The following is a 25,776-nucleotide window of genomic DNA, read 5'->3' on the forward strand; positions in this document are numbered from 1 at the left end:
CAGTCCTCACACCTCTTCCTCAAGGTTTTTCATCCGTTTGCAGGAAATCATGCGCCGCTCGGTCAAAACGGCATCGATGCGGGCATCCTGCACGCCCATCGGAACATCGGGAACGATCTGAAAATCAAAGGCAAGCACGAGACGCACGGCACGCTGCGCACGCGGCAGAAATCGATCGTAATAACCGCCGCCAAGCCCCAAGCGCCCGCCGTATTCATCAAACGCCGCCCCCGGAACAATGACAAGGTCGATCTCCTCCGGCGGGATGATGCCGCCGCGCGCAGGGTCTGGCGTCCGAATCCCAAAAATGCCGTCTGTCAGCGCGTCCATCGCGGGGAGCTCCCGCGCCTCCATCACTCCCCGGCCGGTGATCTCCGGAAGTGCAATGTGCCGCCCCTCGGCGAGCAGTTCCTCCATCAGCGGGCAGAGATCAATCTCCTCTCCCGTGGAGGCGTAGAGCATGATCGTCCGCGCCTCCTGCAGCATCGTCAATGCTCGCACACGCGTGCAGATCATTTCGCTCGCGCGTGTGCGTTCCTCTGCCGAGAGCGCACGGCGGCGGGCAAGCATCTCCCGCCGCAGCGCCTTTTTTTCGGCAAGCAGATCCCCTGCCATCGAACCGTATTACTCCTGCTCCGACGTATTCACCGCGCTGATCGCCGAACGCTCAAAGACAATGCTGACACCATCTGCCACACACAGCGTCACGGTCTTATCGTTAAGCGCCGTGATCTTGCCGTGCATGCCGCCGAGCGTAATGATCTCATCGCCGACCTTGAGAGCGCCGAGCATTTCCTCACGCTTCTTCTGTGCCTGCTTCTGCGGGCGATAGAGAAGGAAATAGAAGAAGAGCACCAAAATGATAATTGGGCCCCACGAGCTCAGCTGTGCCATCATTTCTGCATCCATAAATACAACTCCTTCATTCGATAAGATTATCTTTTATGATATTGATTCATAAAATCCTGATAAAATGCCGGGAACGTCCCCGCGATGATCGCCGCACGCATACGGCGCATGAACTCCTGCAGGAAGTAGAGATTGTGCAGTGTCAGGAGGCGCAGACCGAAGATCTCCTCTGCGCGCACGAGATGACGGATGTACGCACGTGTGTATCCGCTGCGGCAGGCATAGCAGCCGCAGCCCTCCTCGAGTACCGTATGGTCATGCGTGTGCACGGCATTCTTCATCACAAGCCGCCCCGTCCACGTCATCGCCATACCGTTGCGCGCAACGCGCGTCGGGAACACGCAGTCGAACATATCGATCCCGTGCCGCACCCCCGTGAGAAGGTAGTCCGGTGTGCCGACTCCCATGAGATAGCGCGGTTTGTGCTCGGGCAGCAGTTCCACCGTGTAGGAGAGAATTTCCTCCATCAGCTCATGCGGTTCACCCACACTGAGTCCCCCGATCGCATAGCCAGGCAGGTCGAGCTCCGTCACCTCGGCAGCGTGCCGCGCACGCAGATCGCGGTACATACCGCCCTGCACAATGCCAAAGAGCCCTTGCCCCTCGGCATCCGTCATGGCTGCGCAGCAGCGCACGAGCCAGCGCTGTGTACGCTCCGTCGAGGATTTCGCATAGGAATGGTCGGCAGGATACGGGATGCACTCGTCAAACGCCATGACAATGTCTGAGCCGAGCGCTTTCTGCACCTCCATCGAGACCTCGGGCGAGAGGAACTTCTTTGACCCATCGATGTGTGAACGAAACGTCGCACCTTCCTCGGTGATCTTTCTGAGATCGCCGAGACTGAACACCTGAAAGCCGCCGCTGTCCGTAAGGATCGCGCCGTCCCAGTGCATGAATTTATGCAGTCCGCCCGCCTCACGCACGAGTTCCATTCCTGGACGCAGGAAGAGATGATAGGTGTTGCTGAGAATGATCCCCGCGCCGAGGTCATGCAGTTCGTCGGGCGATACGCCCTTGACTGTCGCCTGTGTACCCACGGGCATAAATATGGGGGTCGGAAAGCTCCCGTGCGGCGTGTGGATCACACCCGCGCGTGCGCCCGTCGTCTCATCCTTCCGAATCAGCTCATAGGTAATCGCTGCCAATCATCCACCACCATTCCACAGGAAGCATAGATAAACTCAGCACCGTCATCTCAGCAGATCCTTTTTGCCCTGCCTGCGTCAACAAATTCTCCACAGAGCACCACTCTGCGTCCGGTTTGTTTCCTCGGCAGGACCACCAATCTGGGTGTCTATTCTATCAGTGATTCCTCAAAACATCCCATATCATAACACAAAAGCGAGAGATTTTCAAAATGCATTATCCCCTGCATGCAAGTTCCTCACGCAGGACACGCTTCATGAGCGCTGCATCGGGACGCACGCCCGTCCAGAGATAAAATGCCTCTGCCCCCTGCGCAGCGAGCATCGTCTCACCGTTGATCGTCACGTGTCCATATCCCTCAGCTTCCCGCAGGAAGCGCGTTGCGGCGGGCGTGTAGATTAGATCGTAAACCACGGCGGCTGAATGGAATTCCGCCATATCTACGGGCGGCATCTCCCCAACGCACGGCGTCATGCCAAGCGGTGTCGTCTGCACAACGATATCCGCTGTGTGCAGGGCGGCATGAAATGCAGAATCGTCAAAAGCATATGCCCGCACATCTCCGTCCGCCGCAAAGTCTGCTGCAAGGGCTTCTCCCTTAGCTGCGCTGCGAACACCGATCACGACCGAGGATGTCCCGCTGCGCAGGAGGCCCCAGAGCGCCGCACGCGCAGCACCGCCCGCGCCGAGCAGAACGGCGCGCTTCCCCGTGAGAGAAACGGCGCGTTCTTCAAATCCTGCGAGGAACCCCGTGACATCTGTATTGTGCCCGACAAGTCTTCCGTCCGCCCCGATAACGACCGTATTGACTGCACGGATGCGCTGTGCATCCTCACTCAGTTCATCCATCAGCGGAATGATCTCCGTCTTAAACGGAATTGTCACGTTGAATCCCGCGATCCCCGCATCGCGCAGTCCATGCACCGCCGACGGCAGGGCATCCGCGTGCACAGGCAGCGCTGCATACACATAGTCCAGCCCTGCGGCCCGCAGGGCTGCATTCTGTATGATCGGCGAGAGGCTGTGCTCAATGGGTGCACCGATCACGCCGAGCAGTTTTGTTTTTCCCGTAATCATGCCCATACCCTAACTGTGTTTGCCGCGCACTTCGTCGAGCAGCCCCATCTTCAGCTCGTAGTAATCGGGGGTCATGTCAAGATAGTGGCGGTGCGGATTCTCAAAGCGCTGCTCCTCCGGCCAGATCTCCTCCGCCAGCTGCTTTCGGACATAGCTGCGGATTTCATTCAACGACGGCAGTTCCTCCGTGCGTTTCCCGCCGCGCATATACAAACGGCGCAAGTTCACCGCAGAGAAGCCCTCAAAGAAGCGGTTCTTCCACGGCTTGCGCGGATCGACGTAGCGGAAGGGATGCGAGAGGTCGATCTCCTCCCCCTGCACTGCGAACATATCCGCAACAGCCTTGCCACGCTTGTCGTAGATGCGGTAGAGATCCTTCAGCCCCGGATTTGTCAGCTTCTCGACATTCTCCGACATCTTGATGCGCGGCACGAATGCACCGTTTTTCTCCACGGCAACGAGCTTGTAGACTGCACCAAAGACAGGGTCGGACTTCGCCGTGATCAGACGCTCGCCCACACCAAAGCTGTCCACGCTCGCTCCTTGGAGGAGGAGTGAGGAGATCGTAAACTCATCGAGACTGTTGGACAGAATGATCTTGCAGTCCGTCAGCCCTGCCTCATCGAGAATCGCGCGGACGCGCTTGGAGAGATATGCGAGATCGCCCGAGTCAATGCGTACACCCGCCAGCCGGTACCCCTGCGGGGCAAGCACCTCGCGCGCCGTACGGATGGCATTCGGAAGCCCCGAGCGGATCACATCGTAGGTGTCGACAAGGAGCACAGTCGCCTGCGGATAGATCTCCGCATAATTTTTGAACGCGGTAAATTCATCTTCAAAGAACATGACCCAGCTGTGCGCCATTGTACCCGAGATGGGGATGCCGAACTGCTGCCCTGCTGCAACCGTCGCCGTCATATCAACGCCGCCGATGTATGCTGCCCGCGCGCCATACGTTGCAGCATCCATATTGTGTGCGCGCCGCGCACCGAAGTCCGAGACCATGCGCCCCTCTGCCGCGCGTACGATACGCGAGGCCTTTGTCGCAATCAGCGACTGATGATTGATCTGCGCGAGCACCGCCGTCTCGATGAGCTGCGCGTCGATGATCGGTGCGACAATCGTCATGAGCGGCTCATCGGGGTAGATGATCGTCCCCTCCGGTACGGCATAGATGTCCCCACGAAAGCGGAAGCCGCGCAGAAACGTCAAAAATTCTTCCGAGAACAAATTCTGCGCACGAAAATAGTCGATATCCGCATCTGAAAATGCCAGATTCTCAACGAATTCGATGACGTGCTCCAGTCCCGCGAACACGGCATAGCCGCCCTTGTCGGGAACAGAGCGGAAGAAGAGATCGAAGGCAACGCGCACATCGCCGTATCCTCCGTGAAAATATCCGTGAGACATCGTCATCTCATAGAAATCCATCATCATGGACAAATTTCGCTTATCAAACTGCGTCACAATAGAGTCCCCCTTATTTGGGTCAAGATGGAAAATTATGGAAGCAAACAATATAGAGGTTATTATACCATTTCCTCAAGATTCACGCAAAAAGAGTTTACTCCTCATGTTCGTTCTGTTTTGCCAGAAATTTCAAATCCTCCATTGTGAGTCTTGCCTTCGGAAGGAGCTCGGGGCGATGACGCAGGGTTGCGAGCAGCGACTGTTCCCGCCGCCAGCGCGCAATCTCCGCGTGATTGCCCGAGAGCAGGACATCGGGGACAGCCTTGCCTTCGAACTCGCGCGGGCGCGTGTACTGCGGACAGCCAAGCAGGACATCGAAGAAGGAATCCGTCGGCGCGGATGTATCGTCGCCGAGTACGCCGGGCAGCATACGCGCCGTTGCATCCACGACAAGCATTGCGGGGATCTCACCGCCCGTCAGCACAAAGTCCCCAACGGAGATCATGCGGTCAGCGAGATCGTAGACACGCTGATCAAAGCCCTCATAGTGCCCGCAGATGAGAATGAGCTGCTCAAAGCCCGCAAGTTCCTTTGCCGTTTTTTGCGTGAATACCTCGCCCGCAGGGTCGAAGATGATCGTGCAGCGCCGCTCTGCAAGCGTTGTTGTCTGTGCCCAGATGTCGCGCACTGCAGCATAGAGCGGCTCTGGTTTCAGCACCATCCCAGCCCCCCCGCCGCACGGTGTATCGTCCACATGGCGGTGCTTATCCGTTGAATAATCACGAAAATTCGTATAGTGTATGTCAAGCGCTCCGCGCTCTGTTGCCCGTCCGATGATGCTCGTACCAAATACGCCCGCAAACATCTCGGGAAAGAGTGTCACAAGATCGATTCTCATAGGAACTCCTTATCTTCGCTGGAATGTCCCCCATTATAACATGAATACAAATGAGAATCGGGGCATTCTTACAAAATATTTTACGAATGCGCCCGGAAGATATATAATAGGGCGAGAAAGATGATACAATGGGGAGTATTTATGGACATCAATCTGGCCCATTTCAACACGGACATCGGACGGCAAAAGCCCGAGAACATTATCCACAGCGATACGGCGTGTCCGTTCTGCGCAACGGACGAGCTCACCGATATCATCGCAACAGACGGGGATATCATCCTGCTCAAAAATAAATACAACGTCATCGAAGAGGCAGATCAATTCGTGCTCATCGAGGGCAAGGACTGCAATGCCGATATTCCAAGCTATACAAGCGACCATATGCACCGCCTCATTGCGTTCGGCATGGAACATTGGGAACGCATGCGTACGAGCGGGAAATATGACACCGTACTCTTCTTCAAGAACTACGGACCATACTCGGGCGGCACTATACGCCATCCGCATATGCAGCTTGTCGGATTCCCCGCATTTCGGCAGGAGCTCGCCTTTCACCGCAGCGAGTTCGAGGGGCTGCCCGTGGACGAGCGGGACGGGGTCGCGCTGAACCTCTCCACAGAGCCGCGCGTCGGCTTCTGGGAGCTCAACATCGTGCCTGCGGACGCACGCGCAACGGCGGCGATTGCCGACTACATCCAGATCGGTGTCGACTTCTTTATGAATGCGTTTCGCAGACCTCTGACGAGCTACAATATATTCTTCTACAATGAAGGCTCGGATATCTTCATCAAGATTATGCCACGCTTCGCCACCTCCCCCGTCTTCATCGGCTACAACATTCGCCTGCTTCCGTCCAATCTCACAGAAATGCGGGATCTTATGCGCGCAAAATACTTTGAAAACAACAGACCACGGAGCAACACATGAACGACGCAATGATTGACACACCGCCAAAGCGAAAGCGGCGGCGCAAAACAGCGGCACGGAAGCGTACCGGAAAGAAAAAAACGCCCCGTAAATATGGGCGTTTTTTCTTGATTCTTCCGCTGTGTACCCTCTTGACCGCAATCGGGGTGTTTTTCTTCGTGCCGCAAGTATGGCAGGAGCTCGGAGGTCTCCTGCCTGTAGCAGAACGGCAGAAACCTGCCAATCAGCTGCATGAGATCCGCGAGCCGGATACCGCAGAACAGCTTGCGCGCATCCTCTTCATCCGCCGCGCCGTCGAGGCACGTCTCGACCGTTCGAATTATGTCCCCATCGAACACATCTCGCCGGAACTGAAGAAAGCCATCGTCGCCATCGAGGACCGACGGTTCTACGAGCACACGGGTTTTGACCTTACGGGCATGGCTCGCGCAACGCTCGTCAACATCCAGTATGGGCGCATCGAGGAGGGCGCAAGTACAATCACACAGCAGCTCGTGAAAAATCTCTTCCTCGCGAATGAGCAGACCTTCACGCGCAAGGCACAGGAGCTCCTGCTCGCCCTTGACATCGAACTCACCTATTCCAAGGATGAAATTCTGGAGATGTACCTGAATGTCGTCTACTATGGCTCGGGCTTCTTCGGCGTAAACGCAGCATCCGAGGGGTACTACGGAAAGTCTCCTGCTGCACTGAATCTCCCCGAATCGTCCATGCTGGCAGGCGTGCCGAATGCCCCCTCCGAGCTCTCCCCCTTCACACACTTTATCGCAGCGAAGAAACGGCAGGCAGTCGTGCTGGACACGATGGAGGCGCAGGGGCTCATTGACGCGCGCACCGCTGAGGATGCAAAGATGCAGCCGCTGATCTTCCGCCCAGAGGAAAGTGAGAAGAACAAGACATAGGCGCATAGATTCATCAAGAATTATTTCTCGTGAATTGGTAAAAACGAAAGTACAACAGAAAGGATTAAAGGAGCAATAAGAATACAGGGGGGCAGCCAAGAACGTGGAGCTAGAAAAATTTAAAAACCATATTCGTATATTAGGCAAAGGAGAAGCAGCAAGATATCGGAACTTATATATAAAAAAATTTGTAGATCCGTATACGCATGCACAATGTTATCAAGAACGAATTGAACAGCTGTATGAGTTTTCCGATGGATTTTGTTATGAAGGATATTTATGGGATTTTTTAAAATCAGAAACATATATTGGAGAAACACAGATTGAAGAGTATCGCAAATTTTTAAAGCAAGTATTTGTTTTTTGGGATAATAATTCCAGAGATAGGATCTTCATAAAAGATTACTGGAAATTTGATAAAAAGGATGTGATAGAACTCGATTATAATCTGTTATTAGATCATCTAGAATTCTTCCCAGAGGATATTTATATCACAAATGAAACACTGAGATGGACGATTGTATTTACGCATGAAGATGATTTGCTGGGGAAACGTCTGATTATACAGGACGGAAGAATATAAATAGCCGCATGACCGTCCGTGTCAAACTAGTCGGCGATGTTCAGGGAGACCGAATCAAAGCCGTAATGGCAGGCGGAGCGGACAATTCACGATGCGTTCCATCCCGCCCACGAGTCAGACCTTCGAGTTCGACATCAGACTCCCTGCAAGCAAATCCTGCAATCGCATGGAGGACCTGACCCACGAAGAACCACTTCAACTTTACCTCGGGTAAAGACAAGGATGCAAATCAAATGAAGCAAATTCATATAACTGATTTTCAAAATTCAGACCTAGACTTACACGATTCATTATTAGAAGACGTAAAAATCTCATATGGCCGGAAAAATGTAATTATATTTCTAATCTTACCTAAGTCCCCTCCTCTGAGAGACTCGGGGGAACGAGCAAAACTTATTATTGAAAACACCTCATATTTTGTTATGTCACTAAAAGAACCATGGGGGAAAGGAACATACATTGTATCAGAAGAAATAAAAAACTGTGCAAATGATCAATTAAAATTAATAATAACACTAAATTCTGGGGACACCATAGAAATTGCTGGAGCGAAAATCTCTTTGACCGATAATATCTAAGAAATCGCTGATGAAATGAAGGCCGTCAGATTAACGCAGATTTTTCCGCTGATGTGCGGACGAAAAAGTTATGTCAAGATGATGACGCTGAATTTATCAGTGATTCCTAAAACCGGACATGGAGAGACAGAAACTAGACGGAGGGAGGGTGACCGCGAAGCCTCTCCTGCGGAAAGATCATGCTCTGTCGATCAGCGCCACACCGTCTGCGAACAATCCTGTACGCGTCACATATGCCTCATTTGGGTCAACAGGCAGCCCAAAATCCTGCGCCATTACGCTCAGAACCTCGATGGGCTTCACGCTGCCCTCCGGCGTGACAACAAGATTCATCCAAAAGATCAGACGTCCGTTCTCCCATACAAAGGAGACGGGCGTTTTTACATACGCCTTTGTCTCTATCGTACGCTTCTTCTTCGGTGTCACGCGCTGCCACACGGCGCTCTCCGCCGCATTGTAGCATCGTACGCTCTCGCGCACGGTCTCCGGATCCCCTGTATATGCGACAGCAATGCGGTAGCGAGCCTCGTCTACATCCGCCATCAGCGCCTTATGCTTTCCTGTCAGCATCTTGAGGCGCACGATCTGCGCTCCGCAAGGCAGATGCGCCCCGAGCCGTTCCATAACCACACTCGGCGAAAGTGCCTCCGTCATCTCGAAGTCCACATACTCCGCATCACTCGCCGCACCAAGGGAGAGTGCCGACGCAAACGCCACCTTCATATGCGGGTTGAACCCCTCCGAGTACGCCATCGGCAGCCCCGCACGCTTGCATGCGCGCACAAAGAGGTTTGCATAGTCGAGATGAGAGACGTAGCGCAGTTCCTCCCCCTTCGTAATCAGTCCGCGATAGACGAAGAGTCTGTGATCTGCAGGAGTGTTTAAGGGAGCAGCCACAGAAGCACGCTGCTCAACGGGTGCGTCCGCACGTTCCTTCTCGTCCCTCGCATAGTCGATCACATCTACGCCGAGCGTCGGACAGATACCGCAGCCCGTACAGTGTGTGCGGCGGCAGTCCTCCGTAAGGGATGCTGCAAGCGCTTTCTGCCACTCGGACTTCAGAAATCGCTCGAGCACGCCGGGTGAGGTATGTGCCCACGGAAGCGGCTCGCCGATCATTCGTGTGCGGCGGCTGTAGTATTCCCAGTCAATACCGCAAGTTTCAAACGCGGCAAAATAACGGCTGTCGTCGAAGAGATCCGACCAACCGTCAAACTTTGCCCCGTTCTTCCACGCCTCATATAGTGCGGGCGCAAGGCGGCGGTCGCCGCGTGCAAAGACCCCCTCGATCACCGATAGGCGCGCGTCATGGTAGTGAAAGGTGATCGAGCGATCGGTGATATGCTCCTTGAGCAGCTGCTGCCGCCGCTGAAACTCCTCGATCGGCAGCTGTCCGAACCACTGGAACGGTGTATAGGGCTTTGGTACAAAGCAGGAGACGGAGACGGTCACCTTGCACCCACGCCGCCCACGCACCTGCGTATAGAGATCAACCACCTTCTTCGCAAGCTGTGCAATCCCGATAATGTCCTCGTCCGTCTCCGTCGGCAGCCCCATCATGAAGTAGAGCTTCACTTGTTTCCAACCATGACGGAATGCTGCGCCGCATGCCGTCAGCAGATTCTCCTCTGTTACTCCCTTGTTGATGACATCGCGCAGACGCTGTGTACCCGCTTCTGGCGCAAAGGTGAGCCCCGACTTGCGCACCTGCTGCATGCGGTGCGCAAGGTCGATCGAGAAGCTGTCAATGCGCAGCGACGGCAGAGAGAAGCTGAGTTTCTCTTCCGCGTAGTCCGCCAACAGATCGTCCACAAGTCGTCCGAGACAGGAGTAGTCCGCCGAGGAGAGTGAGGTTAGGCTCATCTCATCGTAGCCTGTGCTCTCCACCAGTCCGTGCGCCATCTGCCGCAGGCGCTCCTCGGTGCGCTCGCGTGCGGGACGGTAGGCAATGCCCGCCTGACAAAAGCGGCAGCCGCGCGAACAGCCGCGAAAGAGTTCCATCATCATGCGGTTGTGCACAATGTCCATATAGGGCACGATCGGATGTTCCACGGACATGGCTTCATTCATATCGCGCACAACGCGTTTGTAGATGACGGGGCGTGCCTCTGGATGCAGGGAGTGCAGTTCACGAAAGTTCCCCGCTGCGTCATAGACGGGCTCGTAGAACGCGGGCACATAGATGCCGTCAATCGCGAGCAGACGAGTGAGGAATCCTGTGCGCCCGCCTTCTCTTCCTGCAGAATCCCATGCAAGGAATGCATCACATATTTCGAGAAGAACCTCCTCCCCCTCACCAATCACGAAGAAGTCAAAGAACTCCGCAATGGGTTCGACGTTGTAGACACATGGCCCGCCGCCCACGACGAACGGCATATCTGCGCCGCGCGCCTTCGCATCGAGCGGGATCCCCGCGAGGTCGAGCATATTGAGGACATTCGAGTAGATCATCTCGTATTGCAGGGAGAATCCGAGGAAGTCAAAGTCCGCAATGGGGCGGCGGCTTTCCAGAGAAAAAAGAGGAATCCCCTGCGCGCGCATCTGCTCCTCCATGTCGACCCACGGCGCATAGACACGCTCTGCTGCGATCTCTGCACGGCGATTTAGAATCTCATAGAGAATGGCAAGTCCAAGATTGCTCATCCCGACCTCGTAGACATCGGGCAGTGCAAGCGCAAATTTGCATTGGACCGATGTCCAGTCCTTGCGCACGGCATTCCATTCACCGCCCGTATAGCGCGCAGGTTTCAGTACCGACTGCAGGATCCTGTGATCGAGCTGCACCATTGTTTCGTATTCCCCCACATATACACACAGCAAAGAAAAGAGACTGCCGCGCGAAGGCGAACAGCCTCACCATGATTACTCCTAAAACAACAGTTTTTGCCGCCGCAGCTGAATGTTCAGCAGGATCGCAATCGCCATGATATTCGTTGTGAGCGAGCTCACACCGTAACTCATCAGCGGCAGAGGGATGCCTGTGACAGGCATAATGCCCATCGTCATCCCAACATTGACAAGTACGTGGAACGCAATCATCGAGGTGATGCCGACTGCGAGCAGTCTGCCGAAGGTGTCACTCGCATCCTGCGCAATTCGAATGCCGCGCCAGAGCACAATGAGATAGAGGAGCAGCAGGACGGCACAGCCGACGAAGCCAAGTTCCTCCCCCACAACAGAGAAGATGAAGTCCGTGTGGTTCTCTGGCAGGAAGTTCAGCTGACTCTGCGTCCCGCCGAACAGTCCCTTCCCGAAGAGCAGCCCGGAGCCAATCGCAATCTTCGACTGGATGATATGGTAGCCCGCACCGAGCGGGTCGACATTCGGATCCATGAAGACCATAATGCGCATCTTCTGATAATCCTTCAAAAAGTGCCAGAGTACGGGCATCGCTGCAAGTCCGAGTCCGAAGATACCGAAGAGAATCCGCAGGCGAATGCCCGCGACGAACACCATGCCAAAGAAGATCGCGAGAAAGACCAGCGACGTTCCGAGATCCGGCTGCTTCAGAACGAGCAGGAACGGGACGAGAACATAGCCTGCAATCGGTGCAAGGTCGCTGATCGACCGCATCTTTCCACGCTTTTCCATCATTGCGGCAAGCGCGATGATCATGATGAGTTTTGAGAACTCCGAGGGCTGTATGCTGATGGGACCGAGTGCGATCCACCGCTGTGCGCCAAGCGCCGTCTGTCCGACCAGCATAACGAGAATCAGGAGGATCAAATTGAACACGTAAAAGTGATTGCCGTAGCGCTGCAGTATTTTGTAGTCAAAGTTCATCAGGAATGCCGCAAACGCAATGTCCACGAGAATGGAGATGCCCTGCCGCTGAACGAACCAGTAGCGCTCCTCGCTCGGCGTATTGACATGGGTTGCACTGCCGATGATGACGAGGCTCATGATGACAATTGCTGCAGCCGCTGCGATCAAGGTCAGATCTGTGCGGCGTAGAAGCCGCTTCGAGAGGATCATCTCCGGCGCCGCAGATCGCTGCCGCCGTGCTGCACGCTGACCACGGGGATATTGACGACGAGCGCCATCGTATCGTTCTCGTTCTCCAGTGCGAATTCCATCTCACGCGTATCAATATACATATACTTTGAGATGACCTGAATGATCTCTGCACGCATATTGTCCATGATCTCCGGAGAGACATTTGCCCGATCGTTGATGATGACAAGTTGGAGGCGGCGGCGTGCTACATCGCCGGAGCTTTCTTTTTTCCCGAGAAGCTTTTTCAGTGCCTCAATCACGCCAAAACCTCCTTACTTTCTTCCAAAGAGCTTGCCCTTGATCGTCTCCCAGAGACTTTCCTTTGCAAGCTCGCGGAACGGAATTTCTTCACCGCAGAGGCGCCCGACCACATCGAGGTACGCCTGCCCTGCAGGGGAGTCCGGCATCGTAACGCACGGCTCGCCGCGGTTCGTGCTCGTCACGACCATCTCATCGTCCGGAATCTGACCGATGCAGACGACCGAAAGGATTTCGTCGATATCGTCCATGTCAAGCATATCGCCCTTTTCAATCATCTTCGGACGAATGCGGTTGACAACGAGACGGATGTCATCCTTATCTGCGCGGCCAAGCTCGCCGATGATCTTATCTGCATCGCGCACCGCCGAGATCTCAGGCATCGTCACAACGATCGCCGTATCGGCTGCGGCGATTGCCGTCTTAAAGCCCTGCTCGATGCCTGCGGGGCAGTCGATGATGATGACGTCGTAGGAACGACGCAGCTCCTCACAGAGCACTGCAAGCTCCTCTGGATTCACCGCGCTCTTATCCTTGACCTGTGAAGTCGGCAGAAGAAAGAGCGAGTCATACTTCTTGTGGCGGACGAGCGCCTTCTTGTACGGCACGCGCCCGGAGGTCACATCGACCAAATCGTACATAATGCGATTCTCGAGTCCAAGCAGGAGATCGAGATTCCGAAGCCCCGTATCCGTGTCGATGAGGACAACGCTCTTGCCGCGCATGGCAAAGCCAACGCCCAGATTCGCTGTCGTCGTTGTCTTTCCAACGCCTCCTTTGCCCGACGTCACCACATAGATCTCACTCATATTTCGAACCTACCTCTCTATTGGCTCAATGATAATCTGACCATCCCTGACATAGGCACGCTCTGCCTTGCCTGCGTCCTCCAAGTCATCCGGCGGACGCGCGACATAGTTCGCGATGCGAATCTGCGTCGGCATCAGATGATCGGCTATGATAAATGCTGTCGAATCCCCCGCGGCCCCCGCGTGCACCACGCCGCGGCAGGTACCGCGAATATCCACACTGCCGCCCGCCGTAATCTGCGCGCCGGGGTTGACATTGCCAAAGACAATGACGGAGCCCTCTGTCTCAATCGCCTGTCCGCCGCGCAGCGTCTTGTCAACGACAAGCATACGCTGCAGTTCCGGCGTATCCGCTCCCTCCTGCGGCTGCGGCGGAGCGGATTGTGTCTCTGCAGGAGCAGGCGGCGGGGCGACAGGCTCCGGCTTTGCCAGACGGCAGATCAGCCCGTGTGTTCGAAAGAGCTCCTGCATCTCTGCGAGTTCTTCCTTCGAGAAGCGATCCCGCGGAACGCGCACAAGCGTTCCGCGAAGGAAAAAGCCTGAGCCCGAGTCCAGCTTTCCCCCCAGTTCCGCCATGATCTCCGAAAAGGCCATATCGGGGGGGAAGCCGAGCATGAGCCCGCCGTTTTCCCCTTTGATCTTGATCTTATCCTCGCTCATTTCCGTCCCTCACTTGTTCCCTACACTCTGCGGCACGCGGTTCAGATGGAAGGCAGCCTCCATGATCTTTCGTCCGATCGGCACCGCCGACAGTGAACCAAAACCACCCTGTTCCACAATGACTGCCACGACAATGTTCGGATTCACATAGGGTCCGTACGCCACGAACCATCCGTGGTCACGCCCTTGTGAATTTTCCGCCGTACCCGTCTTGCCCGCAATATCAATCGGAAATCCGGCGAATACGCCCGCCGCCGTTCCGATCTTCGTCACTTGGTGCAGCCCGTCCTGTACGCGGCGCAGGACAGATGGATCCACATCAAGTTCCGAGAGCAGTTTCGGCTGAACCTCGCGTACCGTATTTCCATTTACATCCACAATGCGCTGTACAAGATGGGGCTGATAGCGCTTACCGTTCGCCGCAACCTCTCCCATGACCATTGCTGCCTGCAAGGGTGTCACAAGATTGAACCCCTGCCCGATTGCCGCGTCGAATGTCTCCGAAAGATACCACTCGCCGTCCTCGTAGTTGTCCGCCTTGTACTTGCGGTTCGGTACAAGTCCCTCCGCCTCATACGGAAGGTCGATCCCCGTGCGGGCGCCGAGTCCGAACATCCGCGCATACCGCTCGAGTGCGTCAACGCCGAGGCGATTGCCCATCTCGTAGAAGTACACGTTGTCCGAATGCGCCATTGCCTCCTGAAAGCTGATCCAGCCAAGTGCCTCGCCGCCCGCGTTGGTCTTGGGAATGATCCAGTGCTGTCCGGAGTCAAATATCTTCTCCTGCGGTGTCACCTTATGCTCTGCGAGTGCCGCCGTGCCCGTCACAATTTTGAACGTCGAGCCGGGCGGATATTCGCCCGTAATCGCCTTGTTGTCCATTGGGTGATAGGGGTTGTTGTTCAGGACATTCCAATTCTGCGTCGAGATGCCGCCCGCGAAGAGATTTGGGTTGAACGCGGGGCGGCTGACCATCGCGAGCACTTCGCCCGTCTGCGGATTCATAACCACTGCCGCCGCCGCATGTGCGTGCACCGCAGCAAGCTGCGCATCCACCGCCTGCTCTGCCGCTTCCTGAATATCCTTGTCGATTGTCAGGATGAGATCATGCCCCGGCACGGGTGACTGACGGCCGAGCAGCTGGATCGGACGTCCGGACACATCCACCTCCACCTGATCGCCGCCGTTGATGCCGCGCACATCCTTGTCATAGATGCGCTCCAGGCCAAACTTGCCGATGATGTAGCCGGACTTGTACCCCTCGTCCTTGCGCCGCTCCAGTTCCTCCTCGTTGATCTCACTCACATAGCCGAATACATGCGCCGCATACTCTCCATAAATATAATCACGAATCGGCAGAACCTCGATCACAACGCCTGGGTAGTCATCCTTCTGCTCTTCAATGATCGTGACAATATCCGGCAGTACATCGCTCTTGATGCGGATGGGGTCAAAACCGACGTGCGCGTCGATCTTGCGTTGAATTTCATCCACAGGTACATGGATCAGCTTAGATACGCGCGCAATTACTTCGGGCGAGATTGGCTCCGTCAAGGGGAGCAGCGAAACGGCAAAGCCGGGACGGTTCGTCACGAGGAGTTTGCCGTTCCGGTCATAGAATGTCCCGCGTGCCGCCTCCGCCGGTATGATGCGGATTCGGTTGCCCTCGGCCAGACGTGCATAGAGCTCACCGTCATAGACTTGCAGATAGCCCGCCCGCCCGATCAGAACGGCGATGATGAGCACAATCACAAAGCTCAGGAATTGCAGGCGTCCGCTGAAATCTTCATGTTCGTTCACAAGTTTACTCCGAAAATCTCCTTATCGCTTCGGATCACGTACACGTTTGTCCAGTTGAAATGTTGCCCAGTGAATCGGATACGCAAAGATCAGCTGGAACAGGAGCAGGATAAAAAGCACACGCCCCATGTGCAGGAACAGATTGAAGTGATACCCGAGCAGATACACAAGCAGCGCTGAAATCACATATTTGGCAAAAGTTGCTGCGACCGACGCCGTAATCGGCAGAAAGAACTGTTCCTTGAACACGCGATCCGAAAACCGCCCGAAAAAGAGCCCGATCAAAGTCAGTGTAAAGGCGTTTAAGCCAAAGAACGCCCCCATACTGAGATCTTCCATCAGCCCCAGTGCAAATCCGATAAAGCCGCCCCATACACTGCCGCGCAGGAATGCATAGGAAACCGTCGCGAGGAGAAGCAGATCCGGCACAATCCCATAGACGGCAATCAGCGGCAAAAACGAAAACTGCAGCACAAACAGAGCGATAAAAAACACGAAAAAGAACTTATATCTCTTCACTTCCCCGCCGCCTTTGCCTGTTCCGCAGAGAACTGTGCCGCCGCAGCCGCCCCCGGACTGAGCGGCGCGGGCTGAATCGGCGCGGGAGGAGCCTCACGCGATGCCGTGATGATCGCTACATCTTCGAGACGCTGAAAATCCACGGCTGTCTCAATGAGCGCGACCTTCAGAAGCCCCGTGTCATCGCTGCGCTGCGAGACAATGTGCCCTACGGGAATGCCTTTCGGATAGATCCCGCCGAAGCCGGACGTGATGACGACATCACCGTCCTGCACATCTGCGTTGCGCGGGATGTTCACCATCTGCGGCATATAGGGGTTGTCCATCGTCCCCGTAACAATGCCCGTCACGCGTGATTCTGAACGCTGCACCAACGTCCCCACCGAGGAGCGAACATCGAGAATGAGCTGCACCTTGGACGAGAGCGGAGCAACCTCCGTCACGCGCCCCACAAGTCCCTTGCCCGTGACCACGGGCATATTCTCACGTACCCCGTCCTTTGAGCCGCGATCTACCACGATCGTACTCGTCCAGAGAGCTGCATCCCGCCCAATGACACGCGCCGCAAGGAGATCAAACTGATGCGCTGCCTGCTTGTACGCCAAGAGCTCGCGCAGACGCACATTCTCTGCCGCATATTCCTCTGCCATCGTATTCTGCTGACGCAGCTGCTCAATCTCATTTTTGAGCATTTTATTCTGCTCGTGCACCGTGGCGATTTCCCACAGATTCGACGTCATATGCTGAATCTGCTGCCCCCCATAGGAAAATGCCATCTCAAAGGGGGCAAGCACCGTTCCAACCGTACTCGTCGACGCAGTCGCCTGAAAGCGCCCGCGTGCAGCAAAGAAGATGATGCAGAAGAGAGCGAGCAGGACAAAAAGCAGAGCCCAGATTTTGCGCCCCGACTTTCTTGCTCGTCCAATTCGATCAATCATTGCTTCAATTTCTTCGAGGACATGACAACACTCTTGAGCAGCCCGATGTTCTCAAGCGTACGCCCCGTCCCCTCGCCGACGCAGGAAAGTGCCTCCTCGGACACGAGCACGGGCATGCCCGTTTCGTGCGAAAGGAGCTTATCCAGATTCATGAGGAGCGCACCGCCGCCCGTCATCATAATGCCATGATCCATGACATCCGCTGCAAGCTCCGGCGGTGTCTTTTCGAGGGTGCCCTTAACGGCATCAATGATCTTGTAGATCGGCTCATTCAGCGCCTCACGGATCTCCTTCGCATGGATTGTCAGCGTCTTGGGCAGACCGCTCACAAGGTCACGTCCGCGAATATCCATCGTACGATCCGTATCGGGCGTCACAATCGCCGTTCCGATCGTGATCTTGACCTCCTCCGCCGTGCGCTCGCCGATCATGAGGTTATACATACGTTTGATGTACTGCACAATCGAAGAGTCCATCTCATCGCCGCCGATGCGGATGGAGCGGCTCGTCACGATACCGCCGAGAGAGATGACGGCAATCTCTGTTGTGCCGCCGCCGATATCGACGACCATACTGCCCGTTGCCTCCTCCACTGGAAGCCCCGCACCAATCGCGGCCGCCATCGGCTCCTCGATCAGATACGCCTCACGCGCACCTGCCTGCTGCGCCGCATCAATGACCGCTCGCTTTTCGACCTCCGTCACGCCGGATGGAACACCGACCACAACGCGCGGACGCACAAACGATTTCGACCGCATTGCCTTGCGGATGAAGTATTTGAGCATTGCCTGCGTCACGTCGAAGTCTGCGATTACGCCGTCCTTCATCGGACGAATGGCAACAATGTTGCCGGGCGTACGTCCGATCATCTGCTTGGCCTCCTCACCAACGGCAAGCACATCTCCGGAATCACTCTTTATCGCAACAACGGACGGCTCGCGCAGAACGATTCCGCGCCCCTTGACATGCACCAATGTGTTCGCCGTACCGAGGTCAATCCCCATATCATTTCCACCAAAAAGACCAAACATTGTAAGAGGAGTCTCCTTCCATCAACTGCGATGTCTAACGTTCTATAATTCCATATGCACTGCCCATAAGACGTGCAGAACCAGTATAGCATAAGCAAACTTATTTTTCCATGAGATTTTACGATATGCAGTGCTCTTTGCATCGCTTTTTATTCTGTTAGGACGTTATGGCTATCTTCCTTGACGGCGGAAGGTCTTTCCTCTATAATGAAAACATGACTGTGCACTGTAGAAGGAGACGGAAGCGAATGGACATTCAATCAAGGCTGCTGACTGTGGATTTTTATAATTGCAAAGCCGAAAAGTGCAGCGATGAGAACGCACTTCGCACCAAGGTCTCCAAAGCCCTCACGGAACTGGACTTCGTCCCCCTGCAGATCATTACAGATGTGCAGGAGAGCGGTCACATCTCCCTAATGGCACTTCTGCCGGACGGACATCTGGCGATTCATGTCCACCCCGAGCTTCGTCATGTTTCACTCGACATTTATCTCTGTGCAGAGGATGCCGAACTCGACCCAATTGCGCACGTCTTGCGCAAGGCATTCCAACCCGAAAAGACGAAGAGCACACATCTCCGGCGCGGCGACTTCCGCTCCCCCGCCGAGATTCGCCCCAAGACGACAACGCGCGTCGCCCCTATCCGCAAGATCAAGAGCACGGGCGCAAAGGTCATCCGTATCCTCGCGCGGCGCAACCGCGGATAAAAATTAAAAAAGTGATATGCGCTGACTTCTCAGCGCATATCACTTTTTTAATGCAATCATTCTATATCAGTTTTGTACCTCATGTACCCGCTGGCACTCAGGGCAATAGCCGAAGAAATACATCTGCTGCGAAACAATGCGGTAGCCTGTGACCGATGCCACATTCTTATCGAGCGAGGGCAAAGAGGCGATGGGGACATCTGCCACCTTGTCACAGGCGATGCAGCGGACGTGTGGATGTGCAGAGATGTCCGCATCGTAGCGGAATGCCTCCTCACCCACGTTCAGTTCGCGCACGATGCCAATCTCGCAGAATGCGTCGAGCGACTTATAGACCGTAGCAAGGCTCATCGTCGGATAGTTTGGACGCAGCTCCTTGTAAAGCGTCTCCGCCGTCGGATGCTCCTTCGTCGCAGCAAGCGCCGCATAGACGGCGAGCCGCTGCGGTGTCACCTTCTTCTTGTTCTGTCGGAGGATATCCGTAACCTCATTCAGTGTCAGCATCATCTGTTCTCGCATAATCATTCCTACTTCTCATGTTTCCAAAACTAAAATCATTATTATTTATGTATCATAATACTCTATCCGAAAACTCCTGTCAATAGTCCTGTCATATTCCTTTGACAGAAATCTTTCCTTTACTTTTGCGCTGTTCAAAAATCATGCTATAATGGGGGCACTGAAACAGAAAGAAAGGGTTGATCCCATGCGTATTTCCGATATCCCAGCCGCGATTGCGGGCGAACTCTCCATCCGTCCGCAGCAGGTCGAATCCGTCATCACACTGCTCGATGACGGCAACACGATCCCCTTCATCGCACGCTACCGCAAGGAGGCGACCGGCTCTCTTGATGACGAGACACTGCGCCAAGTGGAGACACGTCTCACGTATCTGCGCAGCCTCGTCAAACGGCAGGAGGAGATCCTCGCACGCATCGAGGAACAGGGCAAGCTGACAGATGAACTGCGCACATCTATCGAGGCAGCCGAAAAACTTCAAACCCTCGAAGATCTCTACCGCCCCTACAAGCAAAAAAAGCGCACGCGTGCCTCCGTCGCACGTGAGCGGGGATTGGAAGGACTGGCAAATACGATGCTGCTCCAACGAGAGACAAAAGGAGCACCCGAGGATATCGCAGCTCCCTATGTAAACCCAGAGCAAGAGGTGCCGAGTGCGGCCGACGCACTTGCAGGGGCTCGCGACATCCTCGCAGAGACCATCATGGATGACGCGGAGCTGCGTCGCCTGATGCGCGAGAAATTTTGGAAGAACGCCGTTCTCGAGACTGCACTCGATGCCGAAGCAGAAGATGCACAGGTGTTTCAGATGTACGACGGCTATAGTGAGCCCCTCCGCACACTTCCCTCACATCGCATTCTCGCAATCAATCGCGGCGAGAAAAAAGGCTGTCTCTCCGTCCGCATTGTCGTCAATCACGATGCCAATATCGAATGGATCTACAAGCGTATTTATGCACGCCCATCGATCTTTGCGGACGAGCTGCACGCGGCGATTGAGGACGGCTACAAGCGTCTGCTCGTTCCCGCACTGGAACGCGAACTCCGCACCCAATTGACTGAGGCCGCTGAAGAGAAAGCGATTGCCGTATTCGGACACAATCTCCGTCAACTCCTCCTGCAGCCGCCGCTTGCCGGACATACGGTTCTGGGGCTTGATCCTGGTTACCGCACGGGCTGCAAGGTGGCTCTTGTCGACGCAACGGGCAACGTCCGTGCGAGCGGTGTGATTCAGCTCACGAGGAGTGACGGCGAGCGCAAGACTGCGGCGCAGAGTCTGCTGCGGCTCATCAAGGCGCACGGCGTCACCCTCATCTCCATCGGCAACGGAACGGCATCCTACGAAACAGAGCAATTCGTCGCCGCGCTGATTCGAGACAACAATCTAAAGGATGTGCACTATCTCATTACAAACGAAGCAGGTGCCTCCGTCTACTCCGCCTCACAGCTCGCTAAGGAAGAACTGCCCGACTATGATGTCACGATTCGCGGTGCAGTCTCCATCGCACGGCGCGTACAGGATCCACTCGCAGAACTCGTCAAGATCGACCCGCAGGCGATCGGTGTCGGACAGTACCAGCACGATGTCAGCCAGAAAGAGCTCAAAGAGACACTGGATGCAACCGTTGAGGATGCCGTGAACCACGTTGGCGTCGATCTCAACACCGCCTCCCCTGCCCTGCTGAATCGGATTGCGGGCATCAACTCAGCCATTGCGAAGAACATCGTTGCCTACCGCAATAAACACGGGCGCTTTGCAAGCCGCAAGGCACTGCTCAGCGTTTCACGTCTCGGTGATGCCGCCTTTACCCAGTGTGCAGGCTTCCTGCGCATCTACGACGGGGAGACCCCTCTCGACAGCACCGCCATCCATCCTGAATCCTACGAGCTTGCACGCTCCATTCTCACGGAGCTTGGCGCATCGGAGGAGGATCTGCACGACCGAACAAAGCTCCCCGCCCTCGCACTCAAAACGGCACAGACCGAGGCGGCATCCCTTGCGAAAAAACTCGGCGCAGGTGTGCCGACGGTCACAGATATATTGAAGGCAATCGCACGCCCCGGACGCGACCCGCGTGAGGATCTGCCCGCACCGCTCACGCGGCAGAACATCGTGAAGCTCTCCGACCTCGCCGTCGGTACCATCCTGCCCGGTACCGTCCGCAATATTACAGATTTCGGCGCGTTCATTGACATCGGTCTGAAACAGGCGGGGCTGCTCCACATCTCCGAGATGAGCCATCACCGCGTGCGTCACCCGCTTGACGTGCTCGCTGTCGGCGATGCCCTCGACGTTATGATCATCAGCATTGACGAGGCACGCGGGCGCATCGGCCTCTCTTTGAAACGCATGGAAAAAGAAAAGGCGCGCGCATGAATCTGCTCGAACAAACGATATCTGCCATCACCGTTCCTGATGGTATGATTGCTGATGCCGTAAATCGTGCACAGAAGGAGCAGATGAGGGAGGATTTCGGACGGCTGACCCCCGCTCTGCTCAAATACATTCGCATCACAGGCGAGCGCCATCCCGCACCCCCGCAGACGAGCATCATCATCTCCTGCGCCGACCACGGCGTTGCTGCCGAAAGCGTCAGTGCCTATCCGCCCGAGACGACGCAGAACATGATGCGCAACTATCTCATCGCGCACGGTGCGGCGGCAAATGCAGCAGCAAACTACGCAAACGCCGCACTCATCGTTGCCGATCTCGGCGTGAATATGGAATGTGCCGACATTCCGGGACTGCTGCACTACAGCGTTGCACGCGGCACGGCGAATATGACAAAAGGGCCTGCCATGACACGCGCGCAGGCAATACAGTCCATCGAAACGGGCATTGCGCTCGCAAATGTGCGTGCCGATGCGGGCGACGGCTGTATTCTGCCCGGCGAGATGGGGATCTCCAACACAACCTCGAGTGCCGCCATTGTTGCGGCATTCCTCGGGCTGAGCGCCGAAGAGGTCACGGGACGCGGCGCGAACATCTCCGACGCGCGGCTCGCGCATAAGATCGAGATCGTCCGCCGTACACTCGCGGTCAACTGCCCTGACCCGCATGATGCCTTAGACGTATTGGCTAAGGTGGGAGGGTTCGAGCTCGGCTGCATCGCAGGGCTGATTCTCGGTGCTGCTGCGCGGCGTATGCTCGTTGTCCTCGACGGTGCAAATACGACATCGGCAGCATTGATCGCACAATCCCTTGCACCAAGCTGCGTACACTACATCCTCGCGTCGCACTCCTCGCTGACGGAACACTCCCACCCACACGCGCTGCACCGCCTCGGGCTAACGCCCATGCTGCGTCTCGACATCCGTCTGAGTGAGGCGGCGGGCTCGTCGATTGCGCTGCGCATGCTGGGACAGATGTTGGCAATATGGGAGGCAGTGGATGCGTCTGTCGATCCGTCCCTTCCACCTCTCATAGCCCGCTCCCCCTTCCCTGCAGACGAGGCAGTCTGTCATAGCGCAATATCAGCTTCTCCTGCCCCCCCCATCCAATCTATTATGGATGTCTGCCAGTACCGTCTCGACAACCTCGCCAAGCCCATTCACAGTCTCGGCTGTCTCGAACGAATTGCCGTACAGCTTGCGGGCATAATGGGCTGTGAGCGTCCGCCTCTCAATGTACAGACAGCATTTCTCCTGATCACAGACGGCAAAGAACTCCCCGCCGATCTCACACGGATTCTCAGTGCACTGACGAAAGCGGCAAACATCCCTGTCCGTATTGTATCCCGTGATACGAACACAGACATATATGATATGGCGTACACCATTGCTCACAGGTATCCGCTCCTCATCCTCGGCACATATGAAACAGAGGAGCGGCCCACCGTCTCACAAGCACTCGGTGCGGCACTGCACGGTGCGGCAGCGGGCGGCAGTCTGATCCTCCCCGGTGACGGACAGACAGATCACATGGCACGCACGGCAGAAAAAAAATCCCCTGCTCTCTGCCCCTACATTCTTCACGTTCTGCCTGATCTGCTCACCATTGATACAGAGCTGACCGCAGGCATTGCGGGAATCCTCGGCACCGAGATCGTACGTGCCGCTCTCCATGTTGTGAACGATATGAAAACCTTCACCGAGACCGGCGTTGCTGTCGCCATCGACGGCGCAGGGGCAGGACGGCAGATCCGCGAAACGGCAAAAAAATAAGGCAGGATCCTGCCTTATTTTTTTAGAGCGCCACTTCAAGCTGTCCCCTCTTAAATACCTTGCCAATCGTACCGAACTGAAAGGTCGCCGTTTCCTTGACAATGAAGCGGCCATACGTGTTTCCCGCGCGATAGTTCGAGTTGAACGCCTCGCGCATGCCGCCCGCCATATGCATCTCCTCGCCGTAAACGAGAAATGGATTTGGCACAACGGCAAAGAGACCGTTGCCGAGCGGCATGCCCCAGAAATCGGCATCGCGTGTCGGCGTAACCGCGACGAATCGAGGTTCCAGTTCGGGACGACTAAGGCGCAGCTGCATATTCGTGCAGCGCATTCCCTGCACCTCGTAGAGCTTTATGAAATCGTCCTGTGCTTTCTTCTTCTGGAACATCGTCCCCACGACATTGTAAAGCGCATTGTAATCATGCATATAGTCCGCTGCACGCTCGGCGGGTGTTCGCTCGCGCAGTTCGTGCACGGGAATCTGATCGAGCGCCGCCTCAGCGGTCTTTTTTCGCGCGGCTTCGTTTTGTTTAACGCGATCACTGGGTACAGGCTCTTTTCCGCCCGTTGCCCGCGCGTAGCTGCCCGCTGCACGCTCCATCGCATTCATCGGCTTGCCCTGCGGCCTCTCCGGCGCTTTCACGGGCGGAGCTGCATCCGATCCCGTATAGGCACGTGACAGATCGCGCTTCAGTTCCTCGTCGAGCAGGTCGCTCACGGAGGGAACGGCACGCTGTGCTGTGCTGTTTTCCTCTGCCGCAACGTCTTCGTCTTCCTGCTGCGGCACTTTGCGCCGCGGTGCTGCAGCTGCACGACGCTCGACATCTTCCAGCTGTTCCGCCAGCTCGTCAATGCGACTCTGCTGACGCAGTACCATCTTTTCGAGAAGCGTGACCCGCTTCGCGAGCTCATGAAGCCGTGTCAGTTCGTCGGTTCCCATTCCCCTGCATTCCCCCTGAAGGAAGCCGATCCATCAGCGCTTCCTTAAACCTCAATCTTCGCCGCGTTTGCCAGCGTCTCACGTGCCTCGCGCACAATGCGCTCCACAATGGTCTTGACCGGCTCAATCTCACGCAGAAGGGTCAGCGTCTCGCCCGCCTGCACCATTCCGTTGACGACATCACCGTCCACGGCGGCGAGCTTGTTCGTCCCCGTTGCACGGTCGAGCAGTTCCTGCTTCGTCGCCTTACCCGAGAGCTCAAGCGCAACGAAATCCTCCGCAAACTTATTCTTGACACCGCGTACCGATCCGCCGATAGTGAACCCCGTGACAATCGTGTCCGTATCCACCGCCTCAATCAGCTTGGCCTTCATGTTGTCGTGCACAACGCACTCCTCGGCAACGAGGAAGCGCGTCCCCATCTGGATGCCCGCTGCTCCCATAAGAAGCGCCGCCGCAAGACCGCGTCCGTCGCCGAATCCGCCTGCCATAACGACGGGGAGCTTTACCTCGGGGATGACCTGCTCCATCAGCGGCAGAGTCGAGAGCACGCCGATGTGACCGCCGGCCTCCATACCCTCCACAACGATCGCGTCTGCCCCCTTTTCCTCCACGCGCTTGGCGAGCTTCACGCTCGGCACAACGGGAATGACCTTTACCCCCGCCGCGTGAAGCTTCTCAAAGTACGGTACGGGATTGCCCGCGCCGAGCGTCACAAACGCCGGCTTTTCCGCACAGATCACATCCACAATCTCGTCCTTATTCGGAGCCATGAGCATAACGTTGACGCCGAACGGCCGATCCGTCAGCGTACGGCAGCGGCGAATCTCGTCACGCGTGTACTCCGTCGTGCGTCCGCCCGTTGAGATGATGCCTGCACCGCCTGCATTGGAGACCGCCGAGGCAAGATTTGCCTCCGAGATCCACGCCATACCGCCCTGCAGAATAGGGACCTCGATCCCCAAGAGTTCCTTCAGCTGATTTGCCACGTTATTACCT

General features: G+C 55.9%; 25 protein-coding genes. 7 read left to right on the plus strand and 18 right to left on the minus strand.

What is annotated here, in order from left to right; all coding sequences use genetic code 11:
* Positions 1-6 precede the first annotated feature (6 nt).
* From BCS37_RS07115 to trmD, 6 genes are all read right to left on the minus strand, one after another.
* Positions 7-615, minus strand: a complete 609-nt coding sequence (locus BCS37_RS07115) for a 5-formyltetrahydrofolate cyclo-ligase (RefSeq protein WP_069180796.1) — start codon at positions 613-615, stop codon at positions 7-9.
* Between the two features lie 9 nt (positions 616-624).
* Positions 625-909 (minus strand): preprotein translocase subunit YajC, encoded by a 285-nt coding sequence (gene yajC, locus BCS37_RS07120; protein ID WP_069180797.1) that lies wholly within the window; start codon positions 907-909, stop codon positions 625-627.
* 26 nt (positions 910-935) lie between these two features.
* Positions 936-2,057, minus strand: a complete 1,122-nt coding sequence (gene tgt / locus BCS37_RS07125) for a tRNA guanosine(34) transglycosylase Tgt (RefSeq protein ID WP_069180798.1) — start codon at positions 2,055-2,057, stop codon at positions 936-938.
* A gap of 217 nt (positions 2,058-2,274) precedes the next feature.
* Positions 2,275-3,135 carry a shikimate dehydrogenase gene (locus BCS37_RS07130; RefSeq protein ID WP_069180799.1) on the minus strand — a complete coding sequence of 287 codons (861 nt, stop codon included), beginning with the start codon at positions 3,133-3,135 and terminating at the stop codon, positions 2,275-2,277.
* Positions 3,136-3,144: 9 nt separating this feature from the next.
* Positions 3,145-4,602 (minus strand): nicotinate phosphoribosyltransferase, encoded by a 1,458-nt coding sequence (locus tag BCS37_RS07135; protein WP_069180800.1) that lies wholly within the window; start codon positions 4,600-4,602, stop codon positions 3,145-3,147.
* Between the two features lie 97 nt (positions 4,603-4,699).
* Positions 4,700-5,443 (minus strand): tRNA (guanosine(37)-N1)-methyltransferase TrmD, encoded by a 744-nt coding sequence (trmD, locus tag BCS37_RS07140; protein WP_069180801.1) that lies wholly within the window; start codon positions 5,441-5,443, stop codon positions 4,700-4,702.
* 141 nt (positions 5,444-5,584) lie between these two features.
* On the opposite strand from trmD, the gene BCS37_RS07145 reads away from it, so the two are divergent.
* From BCS37_RS07145 to BCS37_RS07160, 4 genes are all read left to right on the plus strand, one after another.
* Positions 5,585-6,370, plus strand: coding sequence for a DUF4931 domain-containing protein (locus BCS37_RS07145; protein ID WP_069180802.1), 786 nt, complete (start codon positions 5,585-5,587; stop codon positions 6,368-6,370).
* Positions 6,367-7,272: a transglycosylase domain-containing protein gene (locus BCS37_RS07150; protein WP_069180803.1), complete on the plus strand. Its 906-nt coding sequence runs from the start codon at positions 6,367-6,369 to the stop codon at positions 7,270-7,272. Before BCS37_RS07145 ends, BCS37_RS07150 begins: the two co-directional genes overlap by 4 nt.
* A gap of 103 nt (positions 7,273-7,375) precedes the next feature.
* Positions 7,376-7,855, plus strand: coding sequence for a hypothetical protein (locus BCS37_RS07155; RefSeq protein ID WP_069180804.1), 480 nt, complete (start codon positions 7,376-7,378; stop codon positions 7,853-7,855).
* 233 nt (positions 7,856-8,088) lie between these two features.
* A complete protein-coding gene (locus tag BCS37_RS07160; protein WP_069180805.1) occupies positions 8,089-8,433 on the plus strand; it encodes a hypothetical protein in 345 nt (114 codons plus the stop codon).
* 177 nt (positions 8,434-8,610) lie between these two features.
* Here BCS37_RS07160 and BCS37_RS07165 read toward each other — a convergent pair whose 3' ends face one another.
* The 9 genes from BCS37_RS07165 to BCS37_RS07205 form a co-directional block, all read right to left on the minus strand.
* The gene (locus tag BCS37_RS07165) at positions 8,611-11,220 is read right to left on the minus strand and encodes a TIGR03960 family B12-binding radical SAM protein (protein WP_069180806.1); all 2,610 of its coding nucleotides are present in this window, start codon (positions 11,218-11,220) and stop codon (positions 8,611-8,613) included.
* Between the two features lie 81 nt (positions 11,221-11,301).
* Complete coding sequence (gene rodA, locus BCS37_RS07170; protein WP_069180807.1) at positions 11,302-12,408, minus strand: rod shape-determining protein RodA; 1,107 nt, start codon at positions 12,406-12,408, stop codon at positions 11,302-11,304.
* Positions 12,405-12,689: a cell division topological specificity factor MinE gene (gene minE, locus BCS37_RS07175; RefSeq protein ID WP_069180808.1), complete on the minus strand. Its 285-nt coding sequence runs from the start codon at positions 12,687-12,689 to the stop codon at positions 12,405-12,407. Before minE ends, rodA begins: the two co-directional genes overlap by 4 nt.
* Positions 12,690-12,701: 12 nt before the next feature.
* The gene (minD, locus tag BCS37_RS07180) at positions 12,702-13,496 is read right to left on the minus strand and encodes a septum site-determining protein MinD (RefSeq protein ID WP_069180809.1); all 795 of its coding nucleotides are present in this window, start codon (positions 13,494-13,496) and stop codon (positions 12,702-12,704) included.
* A 9-nt stretch (positions 13,497-13,505) separates the two neighbouring features.
* Positions 13,506-14,156 (minus strand): septum site-determining protein MinC, encoded by a 651-nt coding sequence (gene minC, locus BCS37_RS07185; RefSeq protein WP_069180810.1) that lies wholly within the window; start codon positions 14,154-14,156, stop codon positions 13,506-13,508.
* Positions 14,157-14,165: 9 nt separating this feature from the next.
* Complete coding sequence (mrdA, locus tag BCS37_RS07190) at positions 14,166-15,956, minus strand: penicillin-binding protein 2 (protein WP_069180811.1); 1,791 nt, start codon at positions 15,954-15,956, stop codon at positions 14,166-14,168.
* Positions 15,957-15,977: 21 nt separating this feature from the next.
* Positions 15,978-16,475 (minus strand): rod shape-determining protein MreD, encoded by a 498-nt coding sequence (gene mreD / locus BCS37_RS07195; protein WP_069180812.1) that lies wholly within the window; start codon positions 16,473-16,475, stop codon positions 15,978-15,980.
* Entirely contained in the window at positions 16,472-17,413 is a 942-nt protein-coding gene (gene mreC, locus BCS37_RS07200; RefSeq protein ID WP_069180813.1) for a rod shape-determining protein MreC, read from the minus strand. Before mreC ends, mreD begins: the two co-directional genes overlap by 4 nt.
* Positions 17,410-18,444 carry a rod shape-determining protein gene (locus BCS37_RS07205; RefSeq protein ID WP_069180814.1) on the minus strand — a complete coding sequence of 345 codons (1,035 nt, stop codon included), beginning with the start codon at positions 18,442-18,444 and terminating at the stop codon, positions 17,410-17,412. Before BCS37_RS07205 ends, mreC begins: the two co-directional genes overlap by 4 nt.
* Positions 18,445-18,692: 248 nt before the next feature.
* Here BCS37_RS07205 and speD point away from each other — a divergent pair, with 248 nt between their 5' ends.
* The gene (gene speD, locus BCS37_RS07210) at positions 18,693-19,151 is read left to right on the plus strand and encodes an S-adenosylmethionine decarboxylase (protein ID WP_069180815.1); all 459 of its coding nucleotides are present in this window, start codon (positions 18,693-18,695) and stop codon (positions 19,149-19,151) included.
* Positions 19,152-19,217: 66 nt separating this feature from the next.
* Here the strand turns inward: speD and BCS37_RS07215 are convergent, their stop codons facing one another.
* A complete protein-coding gene (locus BCS37_RS07215; RefSeq protein WP_069181571.1) occupies positions 19,218-19,670 on the minus strand; it encodes a Fur family transcriptional regulator in 453 nt (150 codons plus the stop codon).
* Positions 19,671-19,857: 187 nt separating this feature from the next.
* On the opposite strand from BCS37_RS07215, the gene BCS37_RS07220 reads away from it, so the two are divergent.
* Positions 19,858-22,047 carry a Tex family protein gene (locus BCS37_RS07220; RefSeq protein ID WP_069180816.1) on the plus strand — a complete coding sequence of 730 codons (2,190 nt, stop codon included), beginning with the start codon at positions 19,858-19,860 and terminating at the stop codon, positions 22,045-22,047.
* Complete coding sequence (locus BCS37_RS07225; protein WP_069180817.1) at positions 22,044-23,834, plus strand: nicotinate-nucleotide--dimethylbenzimidazole phosphoribosyltransferase; 1,791 nt, start codon at positions 22,044-22,046, stop codon at positions 23,832-23,834. Before BCS37_RS07220 ends, BCS37_RS07225 begins: the two co-directional genes overlap by 4 nt.
* A gap of 22 nt (positions 23,835-23,856) precedes the next feature.
* On the opposite strand, the gene BCS37_RS07230 is transcribed toward BCS37_RS07225, so the two are convergent.
* A complete protein-coding gene (locus BCS37_RS07230) occupies positions 23,857-24,777 on the minus strand; it encodes a hypothetical protein (RefSeq protein WP_069180818.1) in 921 nt (306 codons plus the stop codon).
* 44 nt (positions 24,778-24,821) lie between these two features.
* Positions 24,822-25,766, minus strand: coding sequence for a nitronate monooxygenase (locus tag BCS37_RS07235; protein WP_069180819.1), 945 nt, complete (start codon positions 25,764-25,766; stop codon positions 24,822-24,824).
* Between the last annotated feature and the right edge of the window lie 10 nt (positions 25,767-25,776).

Origin of the sequence: Selenomonas sp. oral taxon 920 (assembly GCF_001717585.1) — a bacterium.
Taxonomy (GTDB): domain Bacteria; phylum Bacillota; class Negativicutes; order Selenomonadales; family Selenomonadaceae; genus Centipeda.

Bases quoted from the DNA above. Each gene is read 5' to 3' on its own strand.
- BCS37_RS07130 (WP_069180799.1), bottom strand. From the start codon at position 3,135: ATGATTACGGGAAAAACAAAACTGCTCGGCGTGATCGGTGCACCCATT.
- BCS37_RS07225 (WP_069180817.1), top strand. From the start codon at position 22,044: ATGAATCTGCTCGAACAAACGATATCTGCCATCACCGTTCCTGATGGT.
- yajC (WP_069180797.1), bottom strand. From the start codon at position 909: ATGGATGCAGAAATGATGGCACAGCTGAGCTCGTGGGGCCCAATTATC.
- BCS37_RS07115 (WP_069180796.1), bottom strand. From the start codon at position 615: ATGGCAGGGGATCTGCTTGCCGAAAAAAAGGCGCTGCGGCGGGAGATG.
- BCS37_RS07220 (WP_069180816.1), top strand. From the start codon at position 19,858: ATGCGTATTTCCGATATCCCAGCCGCGATTGCGGGCGAACTCTCCATC.
- rodA (WP_069180807.1), bottom strand. From the start codon at position 12,408: ATGATCCTCTCGAAGCGGCTTCTACGCCGCACAGATCTGACCTTGATC.
- BCS37_RS07215 (WP_069181571.1), bottom strand. From the start codon at position 19,670: ATGCGAGAACAGATGATGCTGACACTGAATGAGGTTACGGATATCCTC.
- BCS37_RS07205 (WP_069180814.1), bottom strand. From the start codon at position 18,444: ATGTTTGGTCTTTTTGGTGGAAATGATATGGGGATTGACCTCGGTACG.
- minC (WP_069180810.1), bottom strand. From the start codon at position 14,156: ATGAGCGAGGATAAGATCAAGATCAAAGGGGAAAACGGCGGGCTCATG.
- BCS37_RS07165 (WP_069180806.1), bottom strand. From the start codon at position 11,220: ATGGTGCAGCTCGATCACAGGATCCTGCAGTCGGTACTGAAACCTGCG.
- trmD (WP_069180801.1), bottom strand. From the start codon at position 5,443: ATGAGAATCGATCTTGTGACACTCTTTCCCGAGATGTTTGCGGGCGTA.
- minD (WP_069180809.1), bottom strand. From the start codon at position 13,496: ATGAGTGAGATCTATGTGGTGACGTCGGGCAAAGGAGGCGTTGGAAAG.
- mreC (WP_069180813.1), bottom strand. From the start codon at position 17,413: ATGATTGATCGAATTGGACGAGCAAGAAAGTCGGGGCGCAAAATCTGG.
- BCS37_RS07230 (WP_069180818.1), bottom strand. From the start codon at position 24,777: ATGGGAACCGACGAACTGACACGGCTTCATGAGCTCGCGAAGCGGGTC.
- BCS37_RS07145 (WP_069180802.1), top strand. From the start codon at position 5,585: ATGGACATCAATCTGGCCCATTTCAACACGGACATCGGACGGCAAAAG.
- BCS37_RS07160 (WP_069180805.1), top strand. From the start codon at position 8,089: ATGAAGCAAATTCATATAACTGATTTTCAAAATTCAGACCTAGACTTA.
- speD (WP_069180815.1), top strand. From the start codon at position 18,693: ATGGACATTCAATCAAGGCTGCTGACTGTGGATTTTTATAATTGCAAA.
- BCS37_RS07150 (WP_069180803.1), top strand. From the start codon at position 6,367: ATGAACGACGCAATGATTGACACACCGCCAAAGCGAAAGCGGCGGCGC.